The organism is Pseudomonas frederiksbergensis, assembly GCF_001874645.1.
GTDB classification, from domain to species: domain Bacteria; phylum Pseudomonadota; class Gammaproteobacteria; order Pseudomonadales; family Pseudomonadaceae; genus Aquipseudomonas; species Aquipseudomonas frederiksbergensis_B.
In genome coordinates this window covers 3638478-3658744 of sequence record NZ_CP017886.1, presented here as the reverse complement: position 1 = coordinate 3658744, position 20267 = coordinate 3638478, and the positions used below count along the sequence as shown (strand labels likewise).

Here is a 20267-nt window from a genome sequence, read left to right as displayed (position 1 = left end):
ATTCAGTGCCCCCCCTAAAACGATGCAAGGATAAGCCTATGCCACAGCAGTGGCTTTCCTTGGCCTCCCTCGCCGGTCATTCTTAGGCTTGGGTTTACCTCCCTTCCCAAACGTTCTCCCGTTGTCCGGAATAACCGTTCTGATGTAGTAATCAGTTTTTGTGAGATAGGCTGCCGCCCTCTCTAGATTTTTCCTTAAGATATAATCATCATGATTGATCATGCCTATACCGATACCAAAGCCAATCTTTCTATACCCTTCCTTTTCGGCATTACAGTTATGGAAAATCCCTTTATTGTCGGACACCACCTCCCGCCAATGTCGCCCGATCATAAAAGCAAGGGTTTCATCTTCACGAACTAGTGAACCATCAAAAAAAACCAGCAGATGATAGTGATAACCCTTACTTAAGCCGTACTCCAACTTCCACACATAACCGACCATCGAATCTGAAAACAGCTTATTTTTTAGATCATATAAAAGTCGCTCCCTATGTACTCTTACTTGCTCACAGGCTATACCCTCCGCAGACTTGTAGCTACCACAATATTTATTTTCATAACTCAAGTCCACCCTAACCACAAGCAGCCTAGCGTAGCGTTCAAACAGCGCGTTAATGTATTCACGCATTCCTTTAAAATTTTTATTCGAAGTGTGGTTGTAGCTATTTATTTTCTTTTTGAACTTATCGGAGAGCACTCTCTTTCTAAGACTGCCTACGAAACAATTAAACACCTTAACTGACTGTTCCACCGTTTCAAAAGGCGCCGAATTAAATTCAGCCTTCAATTTAAACTTTTTCACGCGCCGTATAAACGCATCGACATATGGATTTAATACATGACAGGGAAAATACTTTTTCATTTTATAAAAGTCTGTCTTTAGCGCTCCCAACACAAGTTTTCCAACATGCGTACTCACCATCACAGGGGGCGCCTTCGCCAATTTCATTGTTTTCCTCTCTAATGAAAACAAAATATCAGCTGTACCAACGACCTTCCTAACGACCCTTTCGATTCGTTCAATAGCACAAAGTATGTCACGCTCTTCCGTAATGACGGATACCCCGTCCATTTCAATTATGCCACCATCGATTAAAGCCCTTTTAATCTCCGCCTTCAATAATTTATCAATCGCAATTCACCTTAATAAATAGGCCAGATTCAGTGCCTGATCTGACCGAATTAATGTCACCCGAAATCAGCCATTTCACCCCACTGACTATTAAGCCCTTAACCAAGCTGAAACCACAGCTTCAGCACATGAGATCAAGACCATTACAACTACAAGATAATTACAATAATATAAACTCCAGAATTACAAGCAATAAAAAACGGGGATCACCCCGTCTTTTAGAAAAATAAACACAGTAAAAAGCCAGCTTTCATCTAAGAGCGCATTCTAAAGTTAGTGCCATTTACCCCCTTAAAGTAAACCGCTTTATTACTACTTTATCCAGAGCAACCTCCAAACATTCGGCTCTCAATCCAAGTAGTAATATTTGCTTCAATCCACCCAACAGCTGACACGCCCAGTTTAATCGGCTTGGGGAATGAGCTGTCATAACGAGGCGACTTTGGATTTATACGATCATAGATTGTCGAGCGTCCCAGCCCTACTCTTTCCTGCACCTGCTTCAAACGTAAAATCCTAGGATGGGCAGTGACTCCTGAACTCACGATTAGCCTCCGAAGGCGTACTAGACTTGACGGAGGAAACTGTAAATCAACGAACCTTCCGAATCTCAACAAGCGCTGCCTGTAAAAAAAAATACTGCGCAGCGCGCGCATGTTTTTTTCTACCGGAGGGGCTCTACGCCCCGTACGTGACGGGCTGCTCTGCTGAACGGAGGGCCGAGGGGATTGAGCGGCTTTCGATTACTTCTAGCTCTTCACTGGCTGGCGGTAAGCCCTTGACAACACTCACAAGTCATCACGATTTCGGGCCTCACTGCGGCCCTTCATCCAGGACGCGTCACATAGCGGAGGCAGGAGACCTATGTGATAATTCCACGTACGGATTTTTGCGGGGAATGCCACGTGACTGTCCCTCCTATCGGGACCGCTCATCTCCTTACCCTGCGTTTTTCAATAACTCGCGATGTCAAATATTAGGGCCTTTCTTGAAAAGTTAAGTCCTTTTTGGGCTTTTTCGACGTTAACTCCCTATCAGCACGCGACAGGATCTCCGAATTCGGCGCCAGGAAGCTCATCTGGCTCATGCGGGGCGACTGAGGTCGGTGGCTGACTATTTCAGCAGATTTACGGGTGGGTGGCGGCTTGGTCAGCCCCCCAAGAAGCAGTCAGGCAAACTGAGTCCAGAGCCCCCCCTTCCAGTCACCACCCAGCGTCTTCATTTAAATTCTACTCAATAAAGTTTCAAGCCTATATCACTCGAATGAACGCTCAACGATGAGTGAGTCATTGAGCCCTCACGCGTGAAATAGAGAGGAATTTAAAAATGAATATTACCTGCCCTAACTGCAACTCCGACCGAGTAACCACCAAAGACTTCGGAAGGAAAACAGGCGGACTTATCGGCTCTGTCGGTGGCGCCGCCGGTGGTGTTACTGGTGCTTTATCCGGCGCTGAAGCTGGCGCCGCTTTGGGCGTCGTCGGTGGACCGGTTGGAATTGCTGTAGGCAGCATTGCCGGGGCTATTTTTGGTGGACTCTTTGGCGCAGCCGCTGGCGGTGTAGCCGGCGCCACGCTTGGCGAACAAGTTGATGAGCGAGTTCTGGATAACTATCAATGCCTACAGTGCGACTACACATTCAGAGCTCGTAACTAAACCACAACGCCCCGTCATCACTTCGTACCCATCCACTATTCGGTATACATCACATGGCTCATCTCATTGAACAAATGGCTTACGTTGGCGCCACGCCCTGGCATGGCCTGGGCAGTCAGCTCTCTCCCAAACAACCGCTGGAAATCTGGCAGCGCGAAGCCGGTATGAACTGGCAGATTCAGGAAAGTCCGGTTCACTTCAAAGCCGATAATGTCGGCAACCTTGGCACCATTCACTCGTTTGCAGAACAGAAAGTGCTCTTTCGCTCCGATACCAAAGCTCCACTGTCGGTGGTCTCGCAACGCTACCAGGTGGTGCAACCGCGTGAGGTTCTGGAGTTTTACCGGGACCTGACCGAGCACTCGGGTTATGAGCTGGAAACCGCTGGCGTGCTGAAAGGCGGGCGCAAACTCTGGGCGCTGGCGAGGACCGGACAGTCGACCGCCCTCAAGGGCAATGACGTGGTCAATGGCTATTTGCTGCTGGCCACCTCCTGCGACGGCACGCTGGCCACCACGGCGACCCCGACCACCATTCGGGTGGTCTGCAATAACACCCTGAGTATTGCCATCAATGGTGCCAGCCAGGCGATCAAGGTGCCGCACAGTACGCGTTTTGATCCGCGAGCCGTGAAGCAACAGTTGGGCATCACCGTTTCGCAGTGGGACGACTTCATGTACCGCATGCGGACACTCGCCGCACGCCCCGTAAAAGCCCACGAAGCCAAGGACTACCTGCGAAGCGTGCTGTGCGAGGCGGCAACCGGTAACCCGGAGCGGACTGGGCTCTCGAATGAACGGGCCTTAACCAAGGTGCTGAGCCTGTATGAGGGGCATGGCCGAGGGGCGGAGCTGGAAGCCGCTAAAGGCACCGCCTGGGGCCTGCTCAACGCCGTCACCGAGTATGTCGACCACGAGCGTCGCGCCCGCAGCAACGAGTACCGCATGGATACAGCGTGGTTCGGCCAAGGCGCGGTCATCAAACAACGAGCGCTCAGCACGGCCCTGCAACTGGTGGCTTGAAAAGCCCGCCGCATAAAGGGAGGCCTACGCCTCCCTCATCCATAGGTTTTCTCTCAGTGATTTAACCCTTTCACCGGAGGTTCAACATGACCCTATGCTGCCTGATCTGCGAATCAAAGGCTGTACTGTCCCAGGAGGCGGCCAACGCGGCCGTCCTGCTGATTGGGACCATTGATAGCTTTCTATTTGGCGTTCGCCAGGTACATACCCAAGGACTGGAAGTCACCCCGGAAACTCGACCTGAAAGCCTGCTCGTGCAACTGCTCGACCTCATCGGCGAGAGCGTTTCCAGTGCGACCTCTGGTTACACCGCCATGACGGCCTTTGCCAAGGACGTGCAGAAATATCAGTTCGGCCACTATGACTATCTCTGCTTACGCTGTGGCGCCAGGTTCGATCGGAACGCCGATATCTGAACGCGCCACAACCCCACCGGGCAATCCGACGGTCATGTCTTCCCTAGGCGTTCGGCCAGGCGTTCAACCAGGTCCACGATCAGCTGTCGATCATCATGACTCAGAGGGGTTAATAACCGACTGATCCGGGTCGCTTGGTCGTCCGGGCGCGAACTGACCTCGGTCAACAGTTCTGCCGCCTCGCAGTCAAAAATTCCTGCGAACTCCAGTAACCGCGCAATGTTGGGAATCACGATACCGCGCTCAATGCGGGAAACCGCTTCGTTGCCGACGCCCAGACGCTCAGCCACTTCCTCCTGCGTCAAGCCACTGCGTATGCGCTGCTTGGCAATCGCACGCCCCACCACACCCGCCAAATACTTCTGATCAGTCTCTATCACGGCGCCTCCCCATCTCAACCTAGATGGTTGGGCACCACCTCATTGACATGAAGAGCTATAAAGGTTGAGAATCGACCTTAAAGGTTGATATTCGTTCATTTATCTCCACAGGGAAGTGCAAAGGTATTTTTCATGCAGGAAATGAATGGCAGTAACCAATGGTTCTACGAAGAAAAAGGCGAGCGCAAAGCCGTCGATGAACAACAGATGGTCTCCCTTATCCATTTAGGGGAGCTGACCTATGGAAGCATGATCTTGAATATCGCCCCCAGTCTATTCGCTGAAGAGCACGACACCAGTCGCTTCAAGGGATGGGTAACCAGGTTCGTTACACACACAAGACTAAATCACTAAACCATTAACAAGGACACACCATGAGTTTGCCTGAAGATTTTTCTGCTGAACAATACCTACAGCTACATCCCGATGTCAGAATGTCTGGGCTTGACCCCGCACAACACTATTTGGCTTGGGGCCGTGGAGAAAACCGCAACTACAAACGAGACCCTAACTCCCTTTATCCAAAGGTAGAAGGACAGTATGCCTCGGATGGATTATCTTCGGTGCATAATCACGACTTCATGAGCGACGAGAGCTATATCACAGCGTATGCACGCGGAGTAGAAGCTGTCGGTTCTGACTACCAATGGTTTTGGCGTGTGCATATCGGGTTGTGGGCGGCGCGGACAGCCGCAAAACACAGCGGTGATTTTGTTGAGTGCGGAGTCAACTATGGCTTTCTGAGCTCAGCGATCATGAAAGATTTGAACTGGAACAATACAGGGAGAACCTTTTACTTACTTGATACATTTTCTGGAATTGATGATCGGTATCTGTCGGAGCAGGAGAAAATTGGTGGCGTCGCGGACAAGAACCAAAAATTAGTTGAAGACGGAACATATACGTCAAATATTGAATCTGTGAGAGCGAATTTTTCAGAGTGGCCAAATGCAAAAGTCATACAAGGATCCATTCCCGACACACTTGTTAATATAGACTCAACCCAAATCTCTTATTTGCACATCGACCTGAACTGTACCATTCCTGAAGTTGCTGCGATTGAGTTTTTGTGGGACCGCTTGGTATCCGGAGCAGTAATTTTACTAGATGACTATGCTTACTACGGGTATCAGCCTCAGAAAGATGGCATGGATCAATGGGCAGAAAAAATGAATATATCCATAGCTAGCTTGCCAACTGGCCAAGGACTTATTATCAAGCCTTAACTTTATTAAGGTTGCTCCACGGTACAACTCAAAGCGTAAGCTAACATTCCAGCACACCGTCCTGGCGTATTTGAAGTCGGAAAGCTCATCCGACTCATGGGCGGCTCGGCCAAGTAGCGAGCGCACACTTCATCACATTCAGGGACTTATTCGCCGCAGGGAGTAGCTTTATGGCTATTCAGTGAATAGTCCAACCAAGTATCTAAATTAAATCTTTCGATATTCGACCTGATCTCGCCCCTTAACGACCAAGGCATTCAGGAACGAAGATAGCAGACTATTTTTTGTCGCGCACACTTCTAAACAACATTGGAAGCATCACGATGCTCCCACACTCCAACCAAAGGAATAGAAATGAAAATCTTAATCAACACGATATTGCTCACCGCGTTCACGCTGATCTCTGCGTGTGGCCAGACCGAAACCTCACCAATTGAAGTCTCTCTTGGCGAGCACATAGGTTTCCCTGCAATTTACTTAGAAGCAGTTACTGACAAAGTAAGAATTGAAGGCTTTGAGATAAATCGAGGCAATTGCAACCATAGCAGCCCGCAAATACCAGCAGACTTAATATTTGGAGGGCGGCTCGAAATATTGGCGTTTGGATGCAATGTGAAAGAACTTTCAGTTAACACCAACCATGGAAATTTTACTTACTCTTTCTAGATTTTTATATAAACTACTACGCCAATGAACTTCCAGAAACACCACGAAAACCGCAAATCCTGAATAGCTCGACGAAACCGAAATCCATAAAAACAAGGATGCATATGAAGTTTTTTTACGCAATATCACTGACTGCCTTAGTATTGGTTGGTTGCGACAAACAGTCGGGATCAGTGGCCCCAACCACCTCTGCACCAGCAGCGCCATCCGTCACCTATAAGCCGCTTATTGTTTCCGGTTCCGGCGTGGGAAACGTCTTCACTTTCAGTAACCGTGAAATGGGCGGTCAGGCAATCAACTACCAATCGCGCACTGGCGCAGTCAATGTCATGGATTTCGTAGTCGACAATCCTGATGACACAGGCTATGTCAGCGTCGAGAAAGCCTATGCTTTCGGCGCGAAGTATCTGCTTATTGTTTCAACAGGCGAAAATGGCATGAGCTGCCCGGCCACTACTTACGCGTTCACCTATGACAGCGAATCGGAGTCGGTTACTGGTAAAAAGCAGATCGATGGCTGCTCTGAAAATATCGAAACTCTCACTGAGGGCAACAAGCTGACAGTAAAGAAAGAAGGTCAATCGACCATTTTCTACAACGGCGAAGTCAAATAACCCCAGGGTAGGCACCACCGCTGATCGGAGCGCTCACCCCCCCAATACGCCCGTTTGAGGGAACTGGTTTTATCCTGCCTTCCTGATATCGCTGCCTGCGACAGCGTCAATTCAACATTTTAGGTAAGAAGAGAACAGCGGATGTTCAACCCAGCCAATCAGACACATTTCAGTTTAACCATCGACGGTTTCGAGCACGACTTTCAAGTGCTTGCTTTCACCGGTCAGGAGGCGATCAGCAGACCGTACTTCTTCAACGTGGAGTTGGTCAGCGAGCGGTCTGATCTGGACCTCAAAAGCCTCTCCGACAAACCGGCTTTTCTGGCCTTCGACACGCAGGGTAGCGGTATTCATGGGCGGATCTACCACATCGCTCAAAGCGGTGCTGATCAACGTTTGACGCGCTACAGCCTGGCCCTAGTCCCGCACTTGTCCTACTTGCGCCACCGCATCAACCAGAGGATCTATCAACAGTTCTCGGTGCCGAAAATCGTCGCCTTGATACTGGAAGAGCACGGTATCGTGGGCAACGCTTACCGGTTTCATCTGGGTTCGACCTACCCCGAGCGCGAATACTGCGTGCAGTACGACGAGTCCGATCTGCACTTTATTCAACGCTTGTGCGAAGAAGAAGGCATTCATTACCACTTCCAGCACAGCGCTCAAGGCCACGCGCTGGTCTTTGGCGATGACCAGACGGTGTTCCCCAAGATTGGGCAACCCACAGCTTATAGGCAGGAGAGTGATCTAGTGGCCGACGAGCCGCTGATCAAGCGCTTCAACCTGCGTTTGGGGACCCTCACCAGCCGTATCGCGCACCGCGACCATGAGTTTGAGCAACCGCGTCTGTTGTTGGGGTCAGCCTCTCGCCCAGAGAGAAACGAGCGACACCAGGAGGACCTGGAGCGTTTCATAGGCCGCGAGCACGGTAAGCAAATCAGTCTGCGTACTCTGGAACGCCGCCACGCGGCTTATCGTCAAGCCGAAGGGCAAGGTGACCAGACCCGGTTGGCCAGCGGCCACGTTCTGGAAATATCAGGCCACCCGCGCCAAGAGTGGAACGACCTATGGCTACTGACTCAGGTCATCCACGAAGGCAAGCAACCCCAGGTATGGAACGAGAACATCGCCAGTGGCCACCCTGACAACAAGGATGACTTTCATCAGGGCTATCGCAACCGATTTATGGTTCTTCCGTGGGACGTGTTCTATCGTCCGCCTCTGACCCACAAGAAGCCTCGGGCGCCAAACAGCCTGACCGCTGTGGTCACCGCCCTGGCAGACGAAGAGATCCAGTGCAATCAGTTCGGCAGGGTCAAGGTCAAGTTCCCCTGGGACCACGAAGGAAGATTTGACGACAAGAACAGTTGCTGGCTGGGAGCGTCCTCCAGTGGGAGCGGTGACATTGCGCCCCCTCGAATGGGAATGGAAGTGTCGGTCACATTTCTTGAAAGCGACCCTGACCAACCGCTAATCAGCGGTTGTCTGTCGTCGTGATAGTACTCAAGGGCACATCGCCCTTGAGCTGATTCTCTCTTTGAACATTCATTAGCAGCGCCAAGCACTGTTAGGGGGAGTAATTGCACCGATTTGCACACCCAATTGCATTTCCACTAATTATTCGATGATCTTGGACTCAGGTCTTTTGAGTGGATGCCATTTCTGGTGCTGGGATTCACAGTGGAAAACACGGCTTATTGTCAGTACCGCCCACTCTAGATACTTATCGAATCCCTATGTACTTGCGCCGCTTATGGCTATTGCGACACTTGGCCAAAAAAGAACACAGCGGACACCAGCTCCCCTGCGCAATGGAGTTAGGAATCGCAGCCCAGGTGTGCCCGATACTGCACATCCACTGCAACTTGGTTTGCGAATCGACATAGCGTTCCGAAAGACACTGGCCACCGCGTGTCTGGGCCATGGCCTGCATAGCTTTAATGCCGCTGCGCATGCGGTCGTAATAACACTGGCGACACCAAGCGCCTTGCATGATGCGTGCAGGCCCTGCGTCCCAGATGTGACCTTCAGCACAACGCCAGGTAAGTGGCGTAACACCGTTGATGTAGCGTGAAGACAGGCACTCGCCACCGTGTTCTCGGGCCACGGCCTGAACCTCCTCCAAGGTGTTGCAACGCGCCTCCACGGCACAGACTGGGCACCAGCTTCGGTGTTTGACACTGGCGGGCACCGCTTCCCAACGATGTCCTTGTCCACACTCCCAGAGCAGGGCGCTTGCACTGTCGACATAGGTCTCGGACAAGCAGCGACCTCCCCGTTGAGCCGCAATCTGTTGCATCGCCTCTAGCGTGTCGCGTTTACCTAAGCGGAAACAGGTTGCGCACCAACTGCCCCGCTTGATACTCGCCAGCGTCGTCTGCCAGCGATGCCCCTGTGCACACTGCCACTCCAGGGGCATACGACCCGACTCGCAATGGGTCGACAGGCAATGGCCACCCCGTTCGGCGGCAATATGCTGGGCTGTCTCCAGAGTGCTGCGTCGTTGCAGACGAGCACATACCGGACACCAACTGCCTCGGATGACGCGGTAAGGCTCGGCCAGCCACTCATGACTATGTGCACAGCTCCAGGACAGCCGCGTAGACACGTTATGATAGGTGTCGGACAGACACCGTCCTCCTCGCGACTGGGCCAGTTGCTGCATACCTTCAATGGTTTTAAGACGCGGTTCGGTCATGCTGAAGATCTATGGGTCATGGCTGTGGTCAGCGTGATATTGGTTCGTCCTGTTTTCACAGTTTACGTTGTGTCGTGCATGGTCAAGCTCCCATGCACGTTGCCATGTTGTGCGACCATGACGATATACCAAGTGCAATCATCGGCCTTTCAGGGTGGACCACCAATGTTATTGAATCCCAAACGGAAATTGGAGTCAGCACACTGATGATATATTTCAGCCCACCCCTAATTCGGGAAACTCCCTTGCGTGTAGGCCTTCCAAAGATCGTTAATGAAATCAATGTCAACTTTATTCTTGAATGCCTGCGCAATCAGACCCAGATCGTCTGATACACATCCTGCAAGATCAGGGTTTTTAGTTATTTGATAGACCTTTTTGAACGCGGACTCTCTTATCTCCTTAATTGATCCATCTTCAGGCGGACATGACGAAGTTATTGTTTCATAGCTAGCGTTCCACGCGCTAAAAAACTCAACGGAATCCCTTGAGCCCAATTCAGCATCCCAGTCGGGGTTTTCCTTAAAAACAAGCTCAAGAAAAACACCATCATTTATCCTAGATAAAATCTCACTTGCGGTTATCATCTTAACCCTGCCTCCGTTAACCAGCTCTCTACCAGATCTATAGGTTCAACTGGAGTGACGCCTTCATCTAAAACATGAGTTTCATTAGGAGAGTGTACATCGACTTTTATTTCATTAAAATCTTTACAAGCATTCCGCCCCCTAATGGCACGATACTTCTGGTTAATAATGCGAGAGTTCATACGATGGATTAATATACCTCTTCAAGAGCTCGTTGATATTTTTTCGCGCTTGGCTGTCTAGCTTTTTTTAAATAAGCCGAAAGATGATTTTTTCTATCCCCAAGCAATAAAAACAGTATTGAAAATGTAAGCAAAAAAGTTGGGCCATGCCCTACGTAACTTTCATGACTGTCTTCTTCTTTTTCTTCGGGCTCAGACGGAGTAAATTCTTGCTCAACGCGAAGTGAATTTTCAGCTTTTATAAGCGCGACACTGAACTTCTCTAGCAAGAGAGAATTTTGCTCTATAAGTCTGTCAACATCGAGCAAGTTTAGTTCCGCATCATTTAAAGAGCGCCTACTGAACTCAACTTCAACTTCATACAAGTCCACGCACAACGTCTTCCTTGTTTTTTTAATTATTTCTCTCGCTAGCTCGGTGTATTTTTTTGACCCTAAAAACACCCTGACTTCTTCAGTTGCATTCACCATTAATTTTTAGCTCAGGCTAGAAACTTATTTAGGAGACCGGGCCCTAGCGATCATTAGCCACTTACACTTAACAGCTAGCCGTAAATATTTTTCTCTTGCGCTTTTTCAATAAAAATATCCATAAGATCACCTTGAATTTCTTCCCCATCATAAGCGACGACAAAATCCCCATCTATACCATCAGGAAAATGGACTCCATCTAGTGCACCCAATATTACAGAAGCACTGTCTGCGATAACGACATCAAAAAAAGCAAATACATCAGCTCTTTCATCATCACTCAACGCAGCCAAGGCATTTCTAGCTTTCGCGTAAGGATCGCTATCGCTATTAACCGATTTACTCAGAGATTCCTTATACTGCTCAGAATTTTTCTCAAACAACTCATCAAATATAGCGCACACAAATTTTTGATCTGACTTCATAAAGCCTCCTCATTAACGCATTTCTGGATACATGGATTTATTGAGTGATATCAGCTCTTGGAGCTTAGCATTGGGCACATCGGGATAAACCCGTCTAAGCTCTCTTATGTCACGAGCTACTACATCGCGCGCACTAGTAAAAGGCAAGCCAGTCTTCCCATTCACACCACTCCTGGACAATATTCCTACTCCCTCTTTAGAAACAGTATGCCCCACACGCGGAACCAGCATTGCAGGAGCAGTAGCCGGATCATAGCCCTCAACTAAATCTTTCATGAGGTTTTTTTGTCCAACGTGGTGAGAGTCTAATCCCAGATTTTTACCCTTTACAGCACTCTTATTACCTTGATGCGAGTTTACATCCCATTTATTACACGTAAGACCCAATAAGTCGATCCAGGCATTTGGATTAGGTGCATATTGGTAAAGATTGTCCCCGCCCATCAACCCAATCGGATCCTGCGTGGTAAACCTCCCCACCGCCGGATCGTAGTACCTGAACGTGTTGTAGTGCAGCCCGCTTTCCCGGTCGTGGTACTGCCCCTGAAAGCGCAGGTTCTGTTCCACCAGATTCGGCGACAACGCCTCCAGCCCACCCCACGCCTTGTAATAGGCGCGCCACACCACTTGGCCCTCGGCGTTGGTCATTTCCTGCGGCGTACCGATCTGGTCGGTGTGGAAGTAGTAGTGCCTCGCTTCTTGCTCCGGCAGTTCGGGGTCGTTGTCGATACGGGCCAGCGGAGCGTAGCTGCCGGGTTCGTAAAGGTACAGGCTGTGTAATTGCGGCTGCTGTTCCTGGAGCAGGCGCAAGCCTTGCCAGAGGAACTTTGTTTCTTGAGTCTGGCCGTCTTGGGTAACGTGTTTGCCAATACGCCGGCCCAGGGCATCGTAGTGGTAACGGGCCTCGCTGTGCAGTGTCAGGCCTTGCCAGGTTTGCGCTTTGATCAGACGGTTTTCACTGTCGTAGTGGAAGCGTTGCATGCCCCCGGCTGCACTGCTTTTCTCGCTGAGGTTGCCCCAGGTGTCATAGCTGAAGCGCAGATCCTTGAAGGCCACGAGGCGATTGTCCGGCAGGCTTTCAAATTGCCAGCGACCGCTGCCACTGAGGTTGCCTGCGGGATCGTAGGAGAAGTCTTCCGTCTGCAACTGCGGATGATCGGGTTGACGACTGCGCAGTTGGCCGCTGGCGTCATACGTGAAGTTTGTCACCCCACGCTGTTTGTCGGTCACGCGCTGCACTTCGCCGCCCGGACTGTAGTGGTAGCGACGGTGCAGGGCTGTGGCCGGATGCTGCGGATGGCCAAGCAGGCTGTCGGTTTTTTCCTGAAGCTGGCTGAGCTGCTCGTGAGGGAGGTGGATTGCCGCCTGCCACACCTTGCGCCCCTTGGTGTCGTAGCCATAGCGACTGGTGAGCGAGCCTTGGGTACGCAGGGTCTCGCGGTGCAAGGCGTCACGCTCGAAGTCGCTGATCAGATGACCGTCGAGGTTGATCTGGTGCAGGTGACCGCTGCCATAGTAAAGGTGATTGACCTTGCGCCCGTCAGGTAACGCCAAACGGGTGAGATTACCCAGTTCGTCGTAGCGGTAACCAAGGTTGCCGGTGCTGCTATCTTCGCTCAGCAGTTGGCCGGCGGCGTCGTAGCTGAACGCCAGATGGTCACTGCCGATTCCCAGGGCCTTGCCTGCTGCACTGGGTTGGCGGTCGACGGCAATCAGGCGATCGACATCGTCGTAACGGTAGTCCAGACGCGCATCGTCGGTGATGCGGCTGACCAGGCGCCCGGCGGCGTCGTGCTCGAAGTGTTGCTGACGTGAGACTTCATTGAAGCCCTGCCGAGCAAGTTCGTTCAGATGCGTCAACGTGCCACTGACGCTATAGCTGAAGCGTCGGCGCAGGCCATCCACCCGAACTTCTTCTTGCAGGCGATCGCTGGCGTCATAGCTGAAGCGATACACCGCCTTGTTCTCGTTGAGCAACCCGATCAGGCGTTGGCATTTATCGTATTCATAGTGAACGTGCTGACCCCGTGGGTCTTGGCGTTTGCTGAGTAAACCGCGTGATGTGCGGGTCACGTAGGTGGTGCGATCATCGGCATCGGTGTGGCTGAGCAGTTGGCCAAGAGCGTTGTAGCTGTAGCTGTCGTGGCTGCCATCAGGGTGTTCAATGCGCGTCACTTCACCGTCGGCCTTGCGGGTCAACCGGGTGGTGCGTTCCAGGGCATCTTTGATGCTGACCAGATGCATGCGCTCGTCGTAAGCATAGTAAGCACGATGGCCGGAACAATCCTGATACTGCTCAATTTGACCCAGTCCGTTCCACCACAGGTGCGTGGTGTTCCCCAGCGGGTCGGTACAGCTATGGGGCAGGCCATCATTGGTGTTGAGGTACTGGGTGAGCTGCCCCAGCGGGTCAACACTATCGAGCAGCGTACCGCTGCGGTCGTAGACCCAGCTTTGGCTGCTGCCATTCGGGCGCTGGATGCTGGCAATCAGGCTGGTGTTGAGGTGGTAGCTGTAGCAGGTACTGCGGCCCAGCGGATCGATTTCCTCGACCAGGCGAGAATAGTCATCGTAGGCGAATGCCAGTTTGTTGCCGTCAGGCAACTCCAGGCCGGTCATATTGCCCGAGGCATCCAGCTCGAAGCGGTATTGCTCGCCACCGAAGTCGCGACTGGCAACCACCCGACGCCCTTCGTTGTAGTGGATCTGGGCGACACGGTCGAGCACGTCACGGATATCGGTTTGTCGCTGTGCAAGATCGTAGCGGAAATGGTAACGCTCACCGTCGCTGGTCCAGTGCTCGACGACACGAGGCTGATGATCGTCGAAGCGGTTTGACCAGCGATAATGACAAACCAGCCCCAGAGCATTCTCGTGGGCAACCATCAGCCCATGCTCGTAGGCGAAGTGGCGCACGCGATCGCCGTTGCGATTGATTACGTGCTGGAGCTGCCCTGCGGCGTCGTACTGGTAGTGAACCAGGGTTTCCACTGGCCGGTTGTCCACCACCCGCTCAACCCGACTCAGGCGTCGTTCATGATGGTCGTAGCACAGGTGCAGACGAATGCCGCCGGTAGCACAGACATCGCTCAGACGCTCCTCCGTGTCGTAATGGAACGTGAGGAAGTGACCGAGTGCATTCTCGATGCGGCGCAGCGGCGAGGGTTGGCCGCTTTCGGACAACTCACCGAAATAGAAGAAGGTATTGTCGAGGGTCTGAATCAGGTAGTGCCCGCCTTCGGAGCGCACCAGGAACATCTGCTCGCTGGCCAGGAAAAAGCGCTCCCCAGGCTCAAGGCCTGGCAGATTCAGATCTCGCCCCTGATTGTCGCGCAGGTAAAGCTGATCATCTTCCAGGCGTAGGCTTTGCTCCCACGGCAGTACCCAACCGCGTCCCAGCAGACCTTCATGACTGATGTCGCTGGCATAGAAACGCGCCCAGACAATAGGCATGAGGCCCGGAAGAGCAAAGTCTGTTTCGCTCTCTTCCAGAAGCAATTTACGCCCGCTGATAGCATCCACCGGGTTGCCGATCAGGCCGCCGGCCACTCGGCTAATAGCCGGGCCGATGACAAACCGGGAAGCCAATTCACCCGCCACAAAACCCGCGGCGAATTGCAAGGCACAGGGGGCGGCGGCCTTGAGCCCCACTTCACCGACCTTGATTGCTAGTTGCGCGAGGCTACCGGCAAGGCCGGCGACGATCATCAGGATGTCGACCGTGTTGCGCAAAAACTCGGGGACTTCGTCTTCGATCGGCAGGTACTGTTCTTTTTCGGCGCCGATAAAGACGTTCTCCGAACCACTGTCGATCACACTGCCGCAGGTCAGTTTGTCACCCTTACGGGCAGCAGGCAGACCGTTGATAAAGACCTTGGCCGACCCCTCCGCCACCATCGGCGGCGTCGAGTGTTTTTTGCAGATGCCGAGACTGTCTTGTACGTAGGCAGCCTTGAGGCCATTGATACGCACGTTACTGGAACCACTCGTGATCCCTCCGGCGGGCGCCTTGCACATTCGCCCTATCGCTTCACCCGCCTTAACCAGCCCCGCACCTCCCAGGCCCGCCAGTAACCCCACCAACAACCCGGCCCCGAAGCCGCAGGTAGCAACGACAAAGATCGATGCTGCTGCGACCAGTGCTAGTCCCAGCGCGGCGCCCACCAAAAACCCCACGAGAGCGTTGGTATGAGCAATCTCATCGTCAAAACGTGCTGCTTCAAACATCGGAAACTTCCATGTCATACCGACCTTTCAAGTCGGGTGTCCTTAAGGGATTGCGGTAACAGGAGGGTGCTGCTGAAAGCTCGCCAGAACATTCGTCCATAGCTGATTCAACTGATCGTCGAACGGCACCTGGCTGGTGGCGGTGAAAATCAGCGCCCGGTCAGGTGCCACAATGAAAGCCGCCTGGCGCTGATAAACCGGTCGACCATCGCTTTGATAGTGAGCATCGACTTGCAGGCCCGGTATCGGCGATTGCGCCGACAGCTCGACAGGGGTGGTGCTCTGGCGCTGGTACTTGCGCAGCTTGGCCGCAATCAGGCTGACCTGACGCTCGACGTAGTCGGGCAAGGCCTCGCTCGGTAGTGTGTTATCGCGTGAGAGGGTCAGGCTGAAAGGTGCAGGTAGGGTGATACCCGGAACAAACATATTGACGCTGCGGTCTTGAAAACCTGTTGGCAACGTGAGCTTGCCTTCCTGAATCAAATATTCCATTTACGGTGCTCTATTCTGTTGGGGGTCGGGATCAGGAGGCCGGTTGCGGCGGATTTGAAAAAACGCCGTCGACCTTGCCATCGATGGTGCCCTTGGCGCCATCGGCACCGGGATCCGTGGCGGCGGCCCCGCCGGGCATGTTGATATCGAGATTGCCGCCGGTATTGATCTGAGCGTCGCCTGTCACCGAAAAGTTGAACTTCGTGCCATAAAGGTTGATCTCCCCACTGGCATTCATCTCGATAACGCTCTGGCCGCAGACCAGACGCAGTTGCATCCCCGCTTCCATCAGGTATTGAGTGCCAACACTGTCTTGTTTGGCGCCGCCGACGAGCAGCGTGTCATTGACCTTGACCGTCCTGACCCGGTTCTGACCGATGGTGACGGTTTCATTCTGACCGACGGAATGGGCACGATTAACACCGACCCAATGACTTTCATTGTTCCCGACGGTGCAATCCTGATCGCGCTGGGCGTGGATGTAGATTTGCTCCTGGCCAGCCCGGTCTTCGACGCGAACCTCGTTGGAGCCGCCACCTCCAAGACTGCTGTTGGTCTTGAAGACGCTCCGGGTTTTGTTCGCCGGTAGCGGATACGGCACAGGCGTGATTTTGTTCGGGACGCAACCGGTAATCAGCGGTTTGTCTGGATCGCCTTCCTCGAAGGTGATGAACACTTCCATGCCGATGCGCGGAATCACTACCTGACCAAAGCCCGGCCCCGCCCAACTGGAGGCCACGCGCACCCAGCAACTGCTATTTTCGTCGAAGCGGCCTTCGCGGTCCCAATTGAACTGAACCTTGACTCTACCGTACTGATCGCAATGTATTTCCTCTCCCGCAGGCCCCGTCACCTTCGCCGTTTGGCTGGCCAGAACCGGCTTGCGGGTCGGCATTGACGGCCGGTAGAAGGTGTCCCAGGGGATGGCAGAGAACGTGTTGCGATAGCCCTGCACAAAACCATCCGCTGGCTTCGCATCGCTGGTGATCGACTCTTCGAGCACTTGGGGTTGCATGCCTTCGTGACAGACCTCGGTCAGCAGCCAGAGATCGTTCCAGGCGGTACGGGGATGGTTGGCCAGGGTCAAGAAGTGACCGCTGACCAAGGCCGGTTCGTCGCTGTTGCCTGCCACCAGACGGTAGTCGGTACGGTGACGCTCCAGTGCCCGCTGACTCAGCAGCTTGCCGCGATCGCGGCTGATGAATTGACCAGGGTAGTCATAATCTTCCAGGTCAGGCTGCGGGGCCTGACTTTCTGTCTGGTGCTTTGATTCCAGCAGTATGCTCGGCTTTTCAAAGTCATAGTCACGGCGCGTGGTACGGCTGGTACGAGCCTCGACCCGCAAATCAAACCCTTTGACCACAGGCCTGTCGGCGACCATGCCACTGCCGGCCTGATACTCGGTCGGTTGATCCAGCTTGGGAAACACTGTCTGGTCATCACCGAACACCAATAGGTGGTCCGTTTGGCTGTGATGATGGTGATAGTGAATACCTTCCTCGCTGCACAAACGCTGGACAAACTGGAGGTCGGATTCGTCGAACTGCACGCAGTAGTCGCGCGCCGGGTAAACCGTGTTCAGTTGGAACTGATAGGCATTGCTCAGAATTCCGTGCTCTTCCAGTACCTGCGCGATGATTTTGTTGACCGGCAAGTGTTGGAAGATGCGCTGGTTGATTCGGTGACTCAGGTAAGTGAGGTGGGGCACCAGCGTCAGGCTGTAGCGGGTCAGGCGTTCGCCGCTGGCTCCTTGTTCCACCCGATAGATGATACCGTGGATGCCATCACCTCTGTCGCTGAATGCGAGAAAAGCGGGCTTGTGGAGCAAGCTTTCAAGATCCAGTTCGTGTCGTTCGCTGACCAACTCCACATCGAAGGCATAGGGTGTGCTGATAGCCTCCTTGCCGGAAAAGGAGAGCACCTGGAGATCACTCTGAATCCCCTCGATGGTCAGACTGAAGTGTGTCTGATTGGCTAAACTGAACATCCATTGTTCCTTATTACAGTGACCTCGCACGAGGCTTCATCGCTGATACGACGGGCGGCAAAGGCGCGATGACCATGCCATACCTAGCCTTCATACGCATAATTGCCGAACACGCTAACAGGGAGGTAAAAGAATTGCTGTAGGAAATACCCTACAATCATCCGAATTTTCAATTATTCATAATGTCGCGCCAGCGAATGACAGGACAGCGAGAAGGATGCCGAGTTCATTCGGCACACCTGTATCCCCTACTGCAACCAAACGCACGGCATCGATTGCCGAGTCCCTGGTCTGTAGTGGGCAACTGATCCCGGACACGCCATTAGGTTTTTCTTCGTCTCGCGCTAGCGGTGCCTATCATTGAATTGATGTGGCCGAGTCGAGCTGAATCCGCACCCATGCTCTACTTGTCACTGACGGCTACAATTGACCATCACTACTGATCGTCAGGTTACGCAGCGTACGCGTGGGGGGACAAATGGGGGGACAGAATAGAATCGCACAAAGAAAGCTAATAAAATAAGGCCTAAACCAAAAAATAACGCCGCCTTGATGACGGCTTTTTTGTGAGTGGCGCCCACGCCTGTCCGATCATCGAACACTTATTGCAGTCTTGCGAGACTTGGCGCTCAGCTTCAATTGACCAAATTAACCGGCTAGTACAATTTATCTCCACCGGCACGGGTCCCTCGACCCAGCCCACAATAACAATGGAGATCCCCTGATGCCCCCTATCGTTCTGGTGCTCAATGGCCCGAACCTGAACCTGCTCGGCAGCCGTGAGCCGGCGACGTATGGCCACGAGACCTTGGCCGACATTTCGGCCTTGTGCGGTCGCGCCGCCGAAGAGTTCGGTCTGGCGGTGGAGTTTCGCCAGACCAACCACGAGGGCGAATTGCTCGACTGGATTCACTCGGCACGCGGTCGTTGTGCCGGGATCGTGATCAACCCGGCAGCCTGGACGCATACCTCGGTAGCAATCCGTGACGCGCTGATCGCCAGCGAGTTACCGGTGATCGAAGTGCACCTGTCCAACGTGCATGCTCGCGAGCCGTTCCGCCATCACTCGTTCGTGTCGGCCATCGCTACCGCAGTCCTGTGCGGGTTCGGCAGCCACGGCTATCGTCTGGCGCTGGAGCATTTCAGCCAACGCTTGAAGGGATGAACCACATGTCGCAGAACAACACAGTACTCGCAGGACTCATCGGCGCCGGCATCCAGGCGTCTCGAACCCCTGCGCTGCATGAGCGTGAGGGCGACGCCCAAGGCCTGCGCTACCTCTATCGGTTGATCGACCTCGATCAGCTGAAACTCGACAGCGGCGCCCTCCCCGACCTGCTGATGGCAGCGGAACGGATGAACTTCACCGGTCTGAACATCACCTTTCCCTGCAAACAGGCGATCATCCCGCTGCTCGACGAACTCTCGCCTGAAGCCCGAGGCATCGGCGCAGTCAACACCGTGGTGCTCAAGGACGGAAAGCGCATCGGGCACAACACCGACTGCCTGGGCTTTGCCGAAGGTTTTCGTCGGGGCTTGAACGGGGTTGCTCGCGAGCGCGTCGTCCAAATGGGCGCCGGTGGTGCCGGCGCTGCGGTAGCCCACGCGCTGTTGAGCGAAGGTGTGCAGCAGCTGAGTATTTTCGACGTCGACGTCAGTCGCGCACAAAGCCTTGCGAACCACCTCAACCAGCATTTTGGCCGCAGCCGGGCCGGTGCCGGCAGCGATCTGCCGAGTGCGCTGGCGCAAGCAGATGGCCTGGTGAACACCACACCGATGGGCATGGCCAAACTGCCCGGCATGCCGGTGCCAGTGGCATTGCTGCGGGCCGAATTGTGGGTCGCGGAGATTGTTTACTTTCCGCTGGAAACCGAACTGCTGCGCAACGCCAAAGCGTTGGGTTGCCGTACCCTGGATGGCGGCAACATGGCGGTGTTCCAGGCGGTGAAGGCCTTCGAACTGTTCAGCGGCGTGGTGCCGGATGCGCAGCGGATGCTCGCGCAATTTCAAAGCATGAATGGTTGAAGATCAAAAGATCGCAGCCTACGGCAGCTCCTACAGACGGCGGGGTGTCATGCCGTTCCG

Annotated in this window: 20 protein-coding genes; 10 read left to right on the top strand and 10 right to left on the bottom strand. The window is 53.3% G+C overall.

Features of this window, described 5'->3' with window-relative positions; translation table 11 throughout:
• Nucleotides 1–36: 36 nt before the first annotated feature.
• A complete protein-coding gene (locus BLL42_RS17560) occupies nt 37–1122 on the bottom strand; it encodes a YagK/YfjJ domain-containing protein (RefSeq protein ID WP_071553213.1) in 1086 nt (361 codons plus the stop codon).
• A 329-nt stretch (nt 1123–1451) separates the two neighbouring features.
• Nucleotides 1452–1790: a helix-turn-helix transcriptional regulator gene (locus BLL42_RS17555; RefSeq protein WP_081427313.1), complete on the bottom strand. Its 339-nt coding sequence runs from the start codon at nt 1788–1790 to the stop codon at nt 1452–1454.
• A 670-nt stretch (nt 1791–2460) separates the two neighbouring features.
• On the opposite strand from BLL42_RS17555, the gene BLL42_RS17550 reads away from it, so the two are divergent.
• From BLL42_RS17550 to BLL42_RS17540, 3 genes are all read left to right on the top strand, one after another.
• Nucleotides 2461–2790, top strand: a complete 330-nt coding sequence (locus tag BLL42_RS17550; RefSeq protein WP_071553212.1) for a hypothetical protein — start codon at nt 2461–2463, stop codon at nt 2788–2790.
• Between the two features lie 53 nt (nt 2791–2843).
• Entirely contained in the window at nt 2844–3812 is a 969-nt protein-coding gene (locus tag BLL42_RS17545) for a DUF932 domain-containing protein (RefSeq protein WP_071553211.1), read from the top strand.
• Nucleotides 3813–3898: 86 nt separating this feature from the next.
• On the top strand, nt 3899–4228 hold the full coding sequence (locus BLL42_RS17540; RefSeq protein ID WP_071553210.1) for a hypothetical protein: 330 nt from the start codon (nt 3899–3901) through the stop codon (nt 4226–4228).
• A 32-nt stretch (nt 4229–4260) separates the two neighbouring features.
• Here BLL42_RS17540 and BLL42_RS17535 read toward each other — a convergent pair whose 3' ends face one another.
• The gene (locus tag BLL42_RS17535) at nt 4261–4608 is read right to left on the bottom strand and encodes a helix-turn-helix domain-containing protein (protein ID WP_071553209.1); all 348 of its coding nucleotides are present in this window, start codon (nt 4606–4608) and stop codon (nt 4261–4263) included.
• A gap of 132 nt (nt 4609–4740) precedes the next feature.
• Here BLL42_RS17535 and BLL42_RS17530 point away from each other — a divergent pair, with 132 nt between their 5' ends.
• From BLL42_RS17530 to tssI, 5 genes are all read left to right on the top strand, one after another.
• A complete protein-coding gene (locus BLL42_RS17530) occupies nt 4741–4962 on the top strand; it encodes a hypothetical protein (RefSeq protein ID WP_071553208.1) in 222 nt (73 codons plus the stop codon).
• Nucleotides 4963–4982: 20 nt separating this feature from the next.
• Nucleotides 4983–5834: a class I SAM-dependent methyltransferase gene (locus BLL42_RS17525; protein WP_129586960.1), complete on the top strand. Its 852-nt coding sequence runs from the start codon at nt 4983–4985 to the stop codon at nt 5832–5834.
• Between the two features lie 354 nt (nt 5835–6188).
• Nucleotides 6189–6500: a hypothetical protein gene (locus tag BLL42_RS17520; RefSeq protein WP_071553207.1), complete on the top strand. Its 312-nt coding sequence runs from the start codon at nt 6189–6191 to the stop codon at nt 6498–6500.
• A 104-nt stretch (nt 6501–6604) separates the two neighbouring features.
• The gene (locus tag BLL42_RS17515) at nt 6605–7114 is read left to right on the top strand and encodes a hypothetical protein (RefSeq protein WP_071553206.1); all 510 of its coding nucleotides are present in this window, start codon (nt 6605–6607) and stop codon (nt 7112–7114) included.
• A 141-nt stretch (nt 7115–7255) separates the two neighbouring features.
• Complete coding sequence (gene tssI / locus BLL42_RS17510; RefSeq protein WP_071553205.1) at nt 7256–8611, top strand: type VI secretion system tip protein TssI/VgrG; 1356 nt, start codon at nt 7256–7258, stop codon at nt 8609–8611.
• Between the two features lie 226 nt (nt 8612–8837).
• On the opposite strand, the gene BLL42_RS29720 is transcribed toward tssI, so the two are convergent.
• The 7 genes from BLL42_RS29720 to BLL42_RS17480 all read right to left on the bottom strand — a co-directional run bounded on the left by BLL42_RS29720 (nt 8838) and on the right by BLL42_RS17480 (nt 18182).
• On the bottom strand, nt 8838–9812 hold the full coding sequence (locus tag BLL42_RS29720; protein WP_129586959.1) for a hypothetical protein: 975 nt from the start codon (nt 9810–9812) through the stop codon (nt 8838–8840).
• Between the two features lie 227 nt (nt 9813–10039).
• Nucleotides 10040–10399: an immunity protein PIM1 family protein gene (locus BLL42_RS17505; protein WP_071553204.1), complete on the bottom strand. Its 360-nt coding sequence runs from the start codon at nt 10397–10399 to the stop codon at nt 10040–10042.
• A gap of 190 nt (nt 10400–10589) precedes the next feature.
• Nucleotides 10590–11051 carry a hypothetical protein gene (locus tag BLL42_RS17500; RefSeq protein ID WP_071553203.1) on the bottom strand — a complete coding sequence of 154 codons (462 nt, stop codon included), beginning with the start codon at nt 11049–11051 and terminating at the stop codon, nt 10590–10592.
• Between the two features lie 74 nt (nt 11052–11125).
• Nucleotides 11126–11476, bottom strand: coding sequence for a hypothetical protein (locus BLL42_RS17495; RefSeq protein WP_071553202.1), 351 nt, complete (start codon nt 11474–11476; stop codon nt 11126–11128).
• A gap of 12 nt (nt 11477–11488) precedes the next feature.
• Nucleotides 11489–15703 carry an RHS repeat-associated core domain-containing protein gene (locus BLL42_RS17490; RefSeq protein WP_071553201.1) on the bottom strand — a complete coding sequence of 1405 codons (4215 nt, stop codon included), beginning with the start codon at nt 15701–15703 and terminating at the stop codon, nt 11489–11491.
• A 42-nt stretch (nt 15704–15745) separates the two neighbouring features.
• Entirely contained in the window at nt 15746–16195 is a 450-nt protein-coding gene (locus tag BLL42_RS17485; RefSeq protein WP_071553200.1) for a DcrB-related protein, read from the bottom strand.
• Between the two features lie 31 nt (nt 16196–16226).
• Nucleotides 16227–18182 carry a type VI secretion system Vgr family protein gene (locus BLL42_RS17480; protein ID WP_071553199.1) on the bottom strand — a complete coding sequence of 652 codons (1956 nt, stop codon included), beginning with the start codon at nt 18180–18182 and terminating at the stop codon, nt 16227–16229.
• Nucleotides 18183–18906: 724 nt separating this feature from the next.
• On the opposite strand from BLL42_RS17480, the gene aroQ reads away from it, so the two are divergent.
• Both aroQ and BLL42_RS17470 read left to right on the top strand, forming a co-directional pair.
• Nucleotides 18907–19347: a type II 3-dehydroquinate dehydratase gene (gene aroQ / locus BLL42_RS17475; RefSeq protein ID WP_071553198.1), complete on the top strand. Its 441-nt coding sequence runs from the start codon at nt 18907–18909 to the stop codon at nt 19345–19347.
• Between the two features lie 5 nt (nt 19348–19352).
• Nucleotides 19353–20207, top strand: a complete 855-nt coding sequence (locus BLL42_RS17470) for a shikimate dehydrogenase (RefSeq protein WP_071555781.1) — start codon at nt 19353–19355, stop codon at nt 20205–20207.
• The last annotated feature ends 60 nt before the right edge of the window (nt 20208–20267 follow it).

Excerpts from the sequence above, each read along its gene's own strand:
- BLL42_RS17555 (WP_081427313.1), bottom strand. The coding sequence starts at position 1,790 with ATGCGCGCGCTGCGCAGTATTTTTTTTTACAGGCAGCGCTTGTTGAGA.
- BLL42_RS17550 (WP_071553212.1), top strand. The coding sequence starts at position 2,461 with ATGAATATTACCTGCCCTAACTGCAACTCCGACCGAGTAACCACCAAA.
- BLL42_RS17545 (WP_071553211.1), top strand. The coding sequence starts at position 2,844 with ATGGCTCATCTCATTGAACAAATGGCTTACGTTGGCGCCACGCCCTGG.
- BLL42_RS17540 (WP_071553210.1), top strand. The coding sequence starts at position 3,899 with ATGACCCTATGCTGCCTGATCTGCGAATCAAAGGCTGTACTGTCCCAG.
- BLL42_RS17530 (WP_071553208.1), top strand. The coding sequence starts at position 4,741 with ATGCAGGAAATGAATGGCAGTAACCAATGGTTCTACGAAGAAAAAGGC.
- BLL42_RS17525 (WP_129586960.1), top strand. The coding sequence starts at position 4,983 with ATGAGTTTGCCTGAAGATTTTTCTGCTGAACAATACCTACAGCTACAT.
- BLL42_RS17520 (WP_071553207.1), top strand. The coding sequence starts at position 6,189 with ATGAAAATCTTAATCAACACGATATTGCTCACCGCGTTCACGCTGATC.
- BLL42_RS17515 (WP_071553206.1), top strand. The coding sequence starts at position 6,605 with ATGAAGTTTTTTTACGCAATATCACTGACTGCCTTAGTATTGGTTGGT.
- tssI (WP_071553205.1), top strand. The coding sequence starts at position 7,256 with ATGTTCAACCCAGCCAATCAGACACATTTCAGTTTAACCATCGACGGT.
- BLL42_RS29720 (WP_129586959.1), bottom strand. The coding sequence starts at position 9,812 with ATGACCGAACCGCGTCTTAAAACCATTGAAGGTATGCAGCAACTGGCC.
- BLL42_RS17505 (WP_071553204.1), bottom strand. The coding sequence starts at position 10,399 with ATGATAACCGCAAGTGAGATTTTATCTAGGATAAATGATGGTGTTTTT.
- BLL42_RS17500 (WP_071553203.1), bottom strand. The coding sequence starts at position 11,051 with ATGGTGAATGCAACTGAAGAAGTCAGGGTGTTTTTAGGGTCAAAAAAA.
- BLL42_RS17495 (WP_071553202.1), bottom strand. The coding sequence starts at position 11,476 with ATGAAGTCAGATCAAAAATTTGTGTGCGCTATATTTGATGAGTTGTTT.
- BLL42_RS17490 (WP_071553201.1), bottom strand. The coding sequence starts at position 15,703 with ATGTTTGAAGCAGCACGTTTTGACGATGAGATTGCTCATACCAACGCT.
- BLL42_RS17485 (WP_071553200.1), bottom strand. The coding sequence starts at position 16,195 with ATGGAATATTTGATTCAGGAAGGCAAGCTCACGTTGCCAACAGGTTTT.
- BLL42_RS17480 (WP_071553199.1), bottom strand. The coding sequence starts at position 18,182 with ATGTTCAGTTTAGCCAATCAGACACACTTCAGTCTGACCATCGAGGGG.
- aroQ (WP_071553198.1), top strand. The coding sequence starts at position 18,907 with ATGCCCCCTATCGTTCTGGTGCTCAATGGCCCGAACCTGAACCTGCTC.
- BLL42_RS17470 (WP_071555781.1), top strand. The coding sequence starts at position 19,353 with ATGTCGCAGAACAACACAGTACTCGCAGGACTCATCGGCGCCGGCATC.